The organism is Streptomyces humi (genome assembly GCF_001005085.2).
Taxonomy (GTDB): domain Bacteria; phylum Actinomycetota; class Actinomycetes; order Streptomycetales; family Streptomycetaceae; genus Streptomyces; species Streptomyces humi.
In genome coordinates this window covers 39,479-50,360 of sequence record NZ_LBMU02000126.1, presented here as the reverse complement: position 1 = coordinate 50,360, position 10,882 = coordinate 39,479, and the positions used below count along the sequence as shown (strand labels likewise).

Sequence of the window (10,882 nt, the reverse complement as noted above, 5' to 3'; positions counted from 1 at the left end):
CGGGCGGGCGGGCGGGGCGCTCCGCGTGCGCCCGTGGGGCGCCGCCCGGCGCTGCCCCGTGGAGGGCTGCCCTTCCGATGGGAGGGACGGTGGTGCAGGCGGTGCGCCCGACTGCCGGCCATGGGATCACTCCGTCCCTCGACGCCTTCAGAGAATCGAGCGACATGTCGCGTACCCGCTCACGGTCCGGCTTATCCGAGATGTGTGGATCCTTTCTCTGTTGATTCGTGATTCGCGGTTCGTGATTCGTGGTTCGTGGGGCGACCGGACTTGTGCACGCCCGACTCGCCAGACGCACGCCGATCCGGTCGCCCTGGCCGGCGGACGACCGGACGAACCCGTCGCTGTCCACGGCGCCTCCGAAATACCGACGCGAAGCTCATGGCCGGTGCCGAAAGCGCCGGTCACTTTCCGTCCTCTTCACCTTCCTCGGTAAAGGGACGCACCGCGTCCAGCAGGACCCTCAACGCGCCGGTGAGCATCCCGACCTCGGCGGCGCGCTGGGCGTACCGGTCCCGCGGGGACTGCCGCTCGGCCTTCTCGGCCTGCTCGGCGGCGTTCGCCAGGACACGTTCGGCGGCCTGAGCCGCGGCGCGCAAGGCGGCACGTTCGATATTGCCGGGCATGTGATCTCCCCTGGGTTCGGCGGCTGGTCACGGAATTCCCCGAAACGACATCGCCAAAGAGGAACTGAATGCGTCGCACTCAGGCACCGTGCGCGTCCCGGACGCCGAGTTCGTCGATGTGCCCCAGCAGGTCGAGGGGGTCGGCGTACACCCGGAACGCCTGGGCCCGCTCCAGTTCGTCCTGCCCGTATCCTCCGGACAGCAGCCCCACTGCGAGTGCCTCCGCCCGCCGCGCGGCCAGCAGATCCCACACACTGTCTCCGACCACGACACAGTCGCGGGCGGGGATGCCGAGCCGCGCCGCGCCCGCCAGGAACAGATCGGGGTCGGGTTTGGCGCGGCTGACCTCCCCGCGGGTGACCGTCGGCACGTCAGGCGGCACGGCGAGTCTCGCGAACATGGGTGCGGCGTCGTCCCTGCGGGCGCTGGTGGCAATCGTCCAGGGCACGCCGCGGTCCGTCAGCGTCCGGAGCAGTTCGGCGGCTCCCGGCAGTGGCCGGACGGCGTTCGTCCAGCCTTCGAAGTGGCGGTGATGGGCGTTCTGCAGTTCCTCGGCCTCCTTCGGCGTCAGCCGTACGCCGGTCTCGCGCAACATGGCCTGCACGAGCAGGCCACCGCTCATCCCGATCCTCCGGTGGATCCGCCAGACTGCCAGGCCGATGCCCATCTCGCTCAACGCCTGCTGCCAGGCGATGACGTGCTGGTAGACGCTGTCGACGAGTGTCCCGTCCAGGTCGAAGACGAACGCCGCGGGCCGGGTGGCCGTATCGTCGGACATCTTCCACATCCTTCCTGCCGGCGCGAACGGCCAGAGCCCCAGGCGAGACCCCTGACGGCCTGTTCAGACGCCCGCCGACGGAGCGGGCCCGTACCGTTCGAGCGCCGTCACCATTCCGTCGATCTCCTCGACGTGCGACCGCTCGGCCGTGACGGCGGTGCGGGCGGGCGGACCACCGGTGCCGGCGGGCACCTGCCCGCTCGTGCGGACCCGGTCTCCTCGGCTTCCTTCTCCTGCTCCATGGACGAAAAGCCGACGAGGGCTCTTCGGAACGTCGGGTGATTCAGCAGAGAGCGCCAACGCTCGACATGCCATGCTGCGCTCCGGGCATCGGATCGCCATCGGTGCACGGTGACCAAAACACGCGGTCGGAATCGACCCGGCGGGCTGAGACACCGCGGACGAACGCGATGGCGTTCGACCACGCAAGGAAACCGACCGAAGAGGACCGCATCGTCCAGGACGACCGGGACGAGTGGAGCGGGCACCGGCCTTCGGCAGCGGACGAGAACGCCTACCTCGAGGAGCACGGATTCACCGATACGCCAGGTGGTACCTCGGCACCGATGACGAGACGGGAGAGGAGACCAAAGGCCGGTACAAGTTACCCTACGGCGACTTCGAGCGGGCGCCGAAGGTGCACCACCCCTCTCCCGGTCCCCGGCGACGCTGTCGTCCACTGGCCCTAGGCGTCGTCGACCCGCTCGCCCTCCGCCTGGGACGGCTCGCTCCGGGGGACGTCCGGGTGCTGTTCCGTTCCGGTACGCTCACTCGCCTCGTCCCGCTCGCCCTCGGCCTGTGAGGGTGTGCGTGAGTACCAGGCGTCGTCATCAGGGGCTCGGGATTTCATGACGGGCCTCCTTCCGTCGCTTCGCTCACGTCCATCCTCCTCCTCAGGCCGCGATGCAGCGTCCGTGACCTCACCGTTCGAACGGTCCTGGATGCGAGTCGTCACCCGTATCCCGGGCGAGGGCGGAGTGCGGCGTCAGCCGCCGGCCACGGCGCGCACCGCCTCCTCGACCGGGGTGGATCCGCTGATCAGTTCGAGGATGTGCCCGGCGGTCCTGGGCTCGTGGAGCAAGGCGGCGAGCACCGCAGCCACGTCATCGCGAGGTACCTGGCCACGGTCCGTGTGCTCGGCGAGCGTGACGCGGCCGCTGCCGGGGTCGTCGGTCAGCATCCCCGGGCGCAGAATCGTCCAGTCCAGTCCCGGACGCGAGGCGATGTCGGCGTCCGCCTCGCCCTTGGCCTTCAGGTAGGCGGCGAACACCGGGTCCGTGCCGGGCGGCGGCGGGCTGTCCACGCCCATCGCGGAGATCACCAGGAAGCGGCGCACCCCGGCGCGCTCGGCCGCGTCGGCGAGGAGGATCGCCGCGTTCCGGTCCACCGTCTGCTTGCGAGCCGCGCCGCTGCCCGGTCCGGCGCCCGCGGCGAACAGTGCCGCGTCGGCGCCGCGAAGGTGACCGGCCACCTCGTCCACCGAGGCGTGCTCCAGATCGCACACCACCGGTTCCGCGCCGTCCGCGCGCAGGTCGTCGGCGTGTTCCGGGTTGCGGATCAGCCCTGTGACGTTCTCGCCGCGCGCCGAGAGCAGCCGGGTCAGTCGGCGCGCGATCTTTCCGTGTCCACCCGCGATCACCATGTGCATGGGGTCATTCTTGCCCCAGGCGACGGCTGATGCCGGGCTGCGGGGCTGCCGCGGCAGGTCGGGTCCCGCGGTTGCCGTAACGTCGGCCCACTCGCGCACCGCGCCGGTGCGGGCGACCACCCGCCTCCTGTCCTCGCAGACCAACCGCCGGTGCCACTTTTCGACCCGCTGGGCGCAGGCGGGGTGACCGGGCGAAGCGCCACTCTGGGGCCTGTCGGGACCGCTCGGCGGTCCGCCGGCGGGAAGGAGTGGCCATGTCCGAGCAGGCCCGCAGGGCCGTTGCCACCTACTCCACGTACCAGGAAGCCGAACGCGCCGTGGATCACCTCGCCGACCAGGGCTTTCCCGTCCAGAAGGTCGCGATCATCGGTCGGGACATGCGCATGGTCGAACAAGTGATCGGTCGAATGGGGTACGGCGACGCCGCCCTCCACGGCGCAGCCACCGGAGCGCTGCCCGGCGTACTCGTCGGCTGGATCTTCGGGCTGCTGAACTGGCTGAATCCGGTTGTCTCCGGTCTGCTCCTCGCCCTGTACGGGCTGATCTTCGGAGCGGTCGTCGGTGCCCTGTTCGGCGTGCTGCTGCACGCGGCCCAGGGCGGCCGCCGGGACTTCGCATCGGTCCGCTCGATCGAGCCCAGCCGGTACGACGTCGTGGCGGACGAGGACGTCGCCGATGAGGCCGTGCGGCTGGTCGCCGGGCTGGACAGCCGTGCCGGCACGAACACGGAGAGCGCCTCCTCCGGGGGCCGGCGCCCGCGCAGCCACCCCGCCCCCAGCTGAACGAGTTTCGAAGCCGGGCGGACAGGGCCCGGAGGAAGAACGGTCGCCGACGGACGTCGACCGCCGCGGAAGGAGTTCCTCATGGCCAAGGCAGTGGGCATCGACCTGGGCACCACCAACTCGGTGATCGCCGTGTGGGAGGGCGGCGAGCCGTCCGTCGTGCCCAACAGCGAGGGCAACCGCACGACACCGTCCGTGGTGGCCTTCACCGACACCGGGGAACGTCTGGTGGGCCAGCTGGCCCGGCGCCAGGCGATCCTCAACCCCAAGGGCACCATCTACTCGGCCAAGCGGTTCATCGGCCGGCACTTCGACGAGGTCTCCGACGAGGCCAGGGCGGTGGCGTACGACGTCGTCGAGGGCGAGGGCGGGGCGGCCCGCTTCAAGGTGCGCGACAAGCTGTACGCGCCTGAGGAGATCAGCGCACAGGTGCTGCGCAAACTCGCCGACGACGCGTCCAAGCAGCTGGGGGAACGGGTCACGGAGGCAGTCATCACGGTGCCCGCCTACTTCAACGACGCCCAGCGCACCGCCACCAAGGACGCCGGACGGATCGCCGGTCTTGAGGTGCTGCGGATCATCAACGAGCCGACGGCGGCCGCCCTCGCGTACGGCATGGACAAGAAGGAGCACGAGACCGTCCTCGTCTTCGACCTGGGCGGCGGCACCTTCGACGTGAGCATCCTCGACGTCGGCGACGGCGTGGTGGAGGTGCGCTCCACCGCCGGTGACAGCCACCTGGGCGGCGACGACTTCGACCGGCGTCTGGTGGACTACCTCGCGGACGACTTCCAGAAGGAGAACGGCATCGACCTGCGCAAGGACCCGCAGGCGCTGCAACGACTGTTCGAGGCGGCGGAGAAGGCCAAGACCGAGCTCAGTTCGGTGACGCAGACGCAGGTCAGCCTGCCGTTCATCACCGCCGACGCCTCGGGCCCCAAGCACCTCACCGACTCGATCATGCGGTCCACTTTCGAGCAGATCACCAGCGACCTGGTGGAGCGCTGCCTGGGACCGGTGGAGCAGGCGATGGCCGACGCGAAGGTCGGCGAGAGCGACATCGACGAGGTCATCCTCGTCGGCGGTTCCACCCGCATCCCCGCCGTCCAGGCTCTGGTCCGCCGGCTCACCGGCGGCAAGGAACCCAACATGAGCGTCAACCCCGACGAGGTCGTGGCCCTGGGCGCCGCGATCCAGGCCGGGGTGCTCAAGGGCGAGGTCAAGGACGTCCTGCTGCTCGATGTCACACCTCTGTCGCTGGGCGTGGAGACGCGCGGCGGAGTGATGACGAAGATCGTCGAGCGGAACACCACCATCCCGGTGCGCCGCAGCGAGACCTTCTCCACCGCCGAGGACAACCAGCCGGCCGTCGACGTGGTGGTCCTCCAGGGCGAGCGCGAGCGCGCCGCCGACAACCGGGCCCTGGGCCGGTTCCAGCTCACCGACATCCGGCAGGCGCCGCGGGGCGAACCACAGGTCGAGGTCACCTTCGACATCGACGCCAACGGCATCCTCGACGTCAAGGCCCGCGACCGGGACACCGGCAAGGAACAGGGCATCACCATCAGCGAGAGCTCCAACCTGGACCGCGGTGAGGTCGAACGCATGGTCCAGGAGGCCGAGCGCAACCAGGGCCAGGACCAGGCACTCCGCGAGGCCGTCGACGCCCGCAACGAACTCGACGCCGTCGCGTACCAGGTCGAGAAGCGTCTCGCCGAACTGGGCGACGCGGCGCCCGCGCACGAGAAGGCGCGCGCCGAGATGCTCGTGGCCGACGCCCGGGCGGCGGTCAAGGACGAGGCGGGCGTGGAGCGCGTGCGGCCTCTGACCTCCGAACTCCAGCAGGTGCTCGCCGGGCTGGCATCCCATCAGGGCGCCTCCGCCGCGGGCGGCGGTCCCGGCCAGGACACCGACACCGGTGGTCCCATGACTGACGGTGGCGGTGACGATGATGTCATCGACGCCGAGTTCGACAAGGGCTGAGGCGCGCCATGCCCACCCACCCTCAGGAACCCGACCGGGCGGCGTCGGATCCGGACGTGCGGGTCCCGGAAGGCGCCGGACCTCCTCCTCGCGAGGATCTGCCCCGACCGGGCCCGCCCCGGCCCGAAGCGGCGAACGGTGAACCGGGACCCGATGCCGCCGGCCCCACGCCTGCCGAGGACGAGTACACGACCGCGATCCGGGAACTGGAGGACCGCTGGCGGCGCGCACTCGCCGACCTCGACAACCTTCGCAAGCGTCACGCCAGGGAACTGGAGAGGGAACGGGCGGTCGAGCGGTCCCGCACGGCGGCCGCCTTCCTGCCCGTCCTCGACAACCTCGAACTCGCCCTGACCCACGCCGGCGCCGATCCCGGCGCGATCGTGGAGGGCGTCCGGGCCGTACGCGACCAGGCGGTGAACGTCCTCGAACTGCTCGGCTACCCGCGGCACGCGGAGACCGGCGTCCCCTTCGACCCGGCCCGGCACGAGGTGGTCGGTGTCGTCCAGGACCCCGACGCCCCACCGGGCACCGTCGTCGAGGTGCTGCGTCCCGGCTACGGTGACGGCGAACGGCAGCTCAGGCCCGCCGCCGTGACGGTCGCGAAGCGGGAGTGACCGGTCATGGCACGGGACTTCTACGAGGTGCTGGGCGTGTCGCGGACCGCGAGCCAGGACGAGATCCAGCAGGCGTATCGCAAACTCGCCCGTAAGTACCACCCCGACGTCAACAAGGACCCCGAGGCGGAGGAGCGTTTCAAGGACCTCAACGAGGCATACAGCGTCCTGTCGGACCCGAAGACGCGGGCCCGTTACGACCGCTTCGGCGAGGACTTCCGCAAGATCCCCGAGGACTTCGACGAACGGGTCGCGGCGGGAGCGGGCGGCGGCTTCCGCGGTCGGACCGCAGGCGGTGGCGGTCCTCGCGTCCGGTACGCCACCGGCTTCGGCGACGACTTCGGGGACGGCTTCGGCGCGGAGGGCATCGACATCGAGGACCTGCTCGGCTCCATGTTCGGAGGCGGCGCGGCCCGAGGCGGCGTCCCCGGGGCGGACCAGGAGGCGGAACTGCCGCTCACCGTCGAGGAGGCGTACCGGGGCGGCCGTCGCACCGTCACACTCGCCGGGCCGGCCGGGCAGCCGCGGCGTTACGAGGTCGACGTGCCGCCGGGCGTCACCGACGGGCAGCGCATCCGGCTGGCGGGGGAGGGTGGCCGGGGCAGTGGTGACGCCCCCGCGGGCGACCTGTACCTGCGGGTGCGTGTCCAGCCCCACCCCCGGTTCCGGCTGGACGGCCGTGACGTGCACGTCCAGGTCCCGGTCGCCCCGTGGGAGGCGGCCCTGGGCGCGACCGTGCCGGTGCCGACGCCCGGCGGCGGCACGGCCAAGGTCACAGTGCCCGCGGGCTCGTCCAGCGGCCGGCGGCTGCGGCTGCGCGGCGAGGGCATGCCGAACCCGCGCGGCGCGAACGGCGACCTGTACGCCGAACTCCGCGTCATGGTGCCTCCCGTCCTCAGCGACCGGGAGCGCGAACTGTTCGAGGAGCTCGCCGCCACTTCCTCGTTCGACCCCAGGAGGACGCGATGAACGACCGACCCGCGGGAGCGGGAGGCGTCGGCCGGACCGGCGTGGGCGCCCGCCCCGTACGCACGGGCGCCGACATCACCGCCTCGACGGCTGTCCGGTACGCGCTCGTACCCGTCCCCAGGCTCTCCCTGGCCGCCGTGGCCCTTCGCTCGGGCCTCCACCCCGATCTGATCCGCCGGTTCGTCGCCCTCGGCCTGGTCGACGCCGAACGCGACTCCGCGGGGCGACTGGTGTTCGACCCCACGGCCCCGGCGATTCTCGCCCGTATCCAGCGGCTGCGCACCGGACTCTGCCTCAACTACGCATCCATCGGCCTGGTGCTCGACCTGCTCGACCGCATCAGCCTGCTCGAAGCCGCCCTGCGCGGCCGCGGCACGAGGAGTGAAACACCCCCATGGACATGAACCGTCTCACCCAGAAGTCCCAGGAAGCCCTCCAGGAGGCCCAGAGCGCGGCCGTCGGCATGGGGCACACCGAGGTCGACGGGGAACATCTGCTGCTCGCGCTCCTCGATCAGGAGGACGGCCTGATCCCACGGTTGCTGCAACAGGCCGGCACCGAGCCCAAGGAACTGCGCGCGGCCGTTCGCGAGGAACTCTCCCGTCGCCCGAAGGTCACCGGTCCCGGTGCGGCACCCGGCCAGGTCTTCGTCACCCAGCGCCTGTCCCGCCTGCTCGATGCCGCCGAGCGGGAGGCCAAACGCCTCAAGGACGAGTACGTGTCCGTGGAGCACCTCCTGCTCGCCCTGGCCGAGGAGGGCTCGGCGACCGCCGCCGGACGCCTGCTCAAGGAGCACGGTGTGACACGGGATTCGTTCCTGAACGTGCTCACCCAGGTCCGCGGCAACCAGCGCGTCACCTCCGCCAACCCCGAGGTCGCCTACGAGGCTCTGGAGAAGTACGGCCGCGACCTGGTCCTGGAGGCCCGGTCCGGGCGGCTGGACCCGGTCATCGGCCGTGACGCGGAGATCCGCCGCGTCACCCAGATCCTCAGCCGCAAGACCAAGAACAACCCCGTCCTCATCGGCGATCCCGGCGTCGGCAAGACCGCCATCGTCGAGGGCCTGGCCCAGCGCATCGTCCGCGGCGACGTCCCCGAGGGCCTGCGCGACAAGACCGTGTTCGCTCTCGACATGGGCTCCCTGGTCGCCGGCGCCAAGTACCGCGGCGAGTTCGAGGAGCGCCTCAAGGCCGTGCTGGCCGAGGTGAAGGCCGCCCAGGGGCGCATCCTGCTCTTCGTCGACGAACTCCACACCGTCGTCGGCGCGGGCGCCGCCGAAGGGGCCATGGACGCGGGCAACATGCTCAAGCCGATGCTCGCCCGCGGCGAACTCCACATGATCGGCGCCACCACCCTCGACGAGTTCCGCAAGCACATCGAGAAGGACGCCGCCCTCGAACGCCGCTTCCAGCAGGTGCTGGTCGACGAGCCGAGCGTGGAGGACACCATCTCCATCCTGCGCGGCCTGCGCGAACGCCTGGAGGTCTTCCACGGCGTGAAGATCCAGGACACCGCGCTGGTCTCCGCGGCCACCCTCAGCCACCGCTACATCACCGACCGGTTCCTGCCCGACAAGGCCATCGACCTCGTCGACGAGGCGTGCGCCCGGCTGCGTACCGAGATCGACTCGATGCCCGCCGAACTCGACGAGATCACCCGCCGCGTCACCCGCCTGGAGATCGAGGAGGCAGCCCTGTCCAAGGAGACCGACGCCGCAAGCAAGGCCCGCCTGGAGGAACTGCGCAGGGAACTGGCCGACCTGCGCGGCGAGGCCGACGCCAAACGGGCCCAGTGGGAGGCCGAACGGCAGGCCATCCGCCGCGTGCAGGAGCTGCGCCAGGAACTGGAGCAGGTCCGCCTCGAGGCGGAGGAGGCCGAACGCGCCTACGACCTCAACCGGGCCGCCGAACTCCGCTACGGCCGCCTCCAGGACCTGGAGCGCCGGCTGAACGCCGAGGAGGAGCAACTGGCCGCCAAACAGGGGCAGAACCGGCTGCTGCGCGAGGTCGTCACCGAGGAGGAGATCGCCGAGATCGTCGCCGCATGGACCGGCATCCCCGTCGCCCGCCTCCAGGAGGGCGAACGCGAGAAGCTGCTGCGCCTCGACGAGATCCTGCGCGAGCGCGTCATCGGCCAGGACGAGGCCGTCAAACTCGTCGCCGACGCCATCATCCGCGCCCGCTCCGGCATCCGCGACCCGCGCCGCCCCATCGGCTCGTTCATCTTCCTCGGCCCCACCGGCGTCGGGAAGACCGAACTGGCCAAGACCCTCGCGGCGGCCCTGTTCGACTCCGAGGAGAACATGGTCCGCCTCGACATGAGCGAGTACCAGGAGCGGCACACCGTCAGCCGGCTCATGGGCGCACCGCCCGGATACGTCGGCTACGAGGAAGGCGGCCAGCTCACCGAGGCCGTGCGCCGCAAGCCGTACTCGGTCGTGCTGTTCGACGAGATCGAGAAGGCGCACACCGATGTCTTCAACACCCTGCTACAGGTCCTCGACGACGGCCGCATCACCGACTCCCAGGGCCGCACCGTCGACTTCCGCAACACCGTGATCATCATGACGTCGAACATCGGCTCCGAGCACCTCCTCGACGGCGCCACCGCCGAGGGCGAGATCAAGCCGGACGCCCGCGCCCTGGTGATGGGCGAGCTGCGCGGGCACTTCCGCCCGGAGTTCCTCAACCGCGTCGACGACATCGTGCTGTTCAAGCCGCTCGGCGAGCGGCAGATCGAGCGGATCGTGGAGCTTCAGTTCGACGAGCTGCGCCGCCGCCTCGCCGAACGCCGCATCACCGTCGAACTCACCGATGCCGCACGCGAGGTGATCGCCCACCAGGGTTACGACCCGGTGTACGGGGCCCGGCCACTGCGCCGCTACATCTCCCACGAGGTCGAGACGATGGTCGGGCGCGCCCTGCTGCGCGGTGACGTCCAGGACGGCGCGACGGTCCGCGTCGACGCCGAACACGGAGAGCTGGTGGTCAGCTACGACCAGCCCGAGGACGTGAAGGGAGCGCGGGCGGCATGAGCACGACGCAGGCGACGACCGTCAGATGTCCGAACTGCGGGCGCACCAACCGGGTGCCCGTGGCCGCGGAGGGCCGCCCCACGTGCGGCCACTGCAAGCAGCCCCTGCCGTGGATGGTGGACGCGGGCGACGACGACTTCACCGAGGTCGCCGAGCGGGCCGACGTCCCCGTCGTGGTCGACCTGTGGGCCACCTGGTGCGGCCCCTGCCGCATGGTCAGCCCCGCGCTGGAGAAGGTCGCCACCGATCTCGCCGGCCGGATCAAACTCGTCAAGGTCGACATCGACAGGAACCCGCGACTGTCGCAGCGCTTCGAGGTCCAGGCCGTACCGACACTGCTGATCCTCGACCAGGGCGAGACGGTCGCCCGGCAGACGGGGGCCGCGCCCGCCCCCGCTCTGCGCCAGTGGGTGGAACAGTCGATCACCACCCGGAAAGGGTGATC

Annotated in this window: 12 protein-coding genes; 7 read left to right on the top strand and 5 right to left on the bottom strand. The window is 70.9% G+C overall.

The window, feature by feature from the left end; all coding sequences use genetic code 11:
* Positions 1-404: 404 nt before the first annotated feature.
* The 5 genes from AAW13_RS41725 to AAW13_RS41710 all read right to left on the bottom strand — a co-directional run bounded on the left by AAW13_RS41725 (position 405) and on the right by AAW13_RS41710 (position 3,052).
* Positions 405-626 carry a hypothetical protein gene (locus tag AAW13_RS41725; protein ID WP_046734397.1) on the bottom strand — a complete coding sequence of 74 codons (222 nt, stop codon included), beginning with the start codon at positions 624-626 and terminating at the stop codon, positions 405-407.
* Positions 627-705: 79 nt separating this feature from the next.
* Positions 706-1,404 carry an HAD family hydrolase gene (locus AAW13_RS41720; protein WP_046734410.1) on the bottom strand — a complete coding sequence of 233 codons (699 nt, stop codon included), beginning with the start codon at positions 1,402-1,404 and terminating at the stop codon, positions 706-708.
* A gap of 63 nt (positions 1,405-1,467) precedes the next feature.
* Positions 1,468-1,596, bottom strand: coding sequence for a hypothetical protein (locus AAW13_RS47570; RefSeq protein WP_276207643.1), 129 nt, complete (start codon positions 1,594-1,596; stop codon positions 1,468-1,470).
* Between the two features lie 493 nt (positions 1,597-2,089).
* Positions 2,090-2,254, bottom strand: coding sequence for a hypothetical protein (locus AAW13_RS46245; RefSeq protein WP_167391795.1), 165 nt, complete (start codon positions 2,252-2,254; stop codon positions 2,090-2,092).
* Between the two features lie 135 nt (positions 2,255-2,389).
* A complete protein-coding gene (locus tag AAW13_RS41710; protein ID WP_046734409.1) occupies positions 2,390-3,052 on the bottom strand; it encodes an SDR family oxidoreductase in 663 nt (220 codons plus the stop codon).
* A 254-nt stretch (positions 3,053-3,306) separates the two neighbouring features.
* Here AAW13_RS41710 and AAW13_RS41705 point away from each other — a divergent pair, with 254 nt between their 5' ends.
* The 7 genes from AAW13_RS41705 to trxA all read left to right on the top strand — a co-directional run bounded on the left by AAW13_RS41705 (position 3,307) and on the right by trxA (position 10,880).
* A complete protein-coding gene (locus AAW13_RS41705; protein WP_240528925.1) occupies positions 3,307-3,834 on the top strand; it encodes a general stress protein in 528 nt (175 codons plus the stop codon).
* An 81-nt stretch (positions 3,835-3,915) separates the two neighbouring features.
* Entirely contained in the window at positions 3,916-5,817 is a 1,902-nt protein-coding gene (dnaK, locus tag AAW13_RS41700; RefSeq protein ID WP_046734396.1) for a molecular chaperone DnaK, read from the top strand.
* 8 nt (positions 5,818-5,825) lie between these two features.
* Positions 5,826-6,434, top strand: a complete 609-nt coding sequence (locus AAW13_RS41695; RefSeq protein WP_046734395.1) for a nucleotide exchange factor GrpE — start codon at positions 5,826-5,828, stop codon at positions 6,432-6,434.
* 6 nt (positions 6,435-6,440) lie between these two features.
* Entirely contained in the window at positions 6,441-7,403 is a 963-nt protein-coding gene (locus tag AAW13_RS41690; RefSeq protein WP_046734394.1) for a DnaJ C-terminal domain-containing protein, read from the top strand.
* Entirely contained in the window at positions 7,400-7,807 is a 408-nt protein-coding gene (locus AAW13_RS41685) for a chaperone modulator CbpM (RefSeq protein WP_046734393.1), read from the top strand. The genes AAW13_RS41690 and AAW13_RS41685 overlap by 4 nt, the downstream gene beginning before the upstream one ends.
* Complete coding sequence (gene clpB, locus AAW13_RS41680; protein ID WP_046734392.1) at positions 7,798-10,437, top strand: ATP-dependent chaperone ClpB; 2,640 nt, start codon at positions 7,798-7,800, stop codon at positions 10,435-10,437. The genes AAW13_RS41685 and clpB overlap by 10 nt, the downstream gene beginning before the upstream one ends.
* Entirely contained in the window at positions 10,434-10,880 is a 447-nt protein-coding gene (gene trxA, locus AAW13_RS41675; protein ID WP_046734391.1) for a thioredoxin, read from the top strand. Before clpB ends, trxA begins: the two co-directional genes overlap by 4 nt.
* The last annotated feature ends 2 nt before the right edge of the window (positions 10,881-10,882 follow it).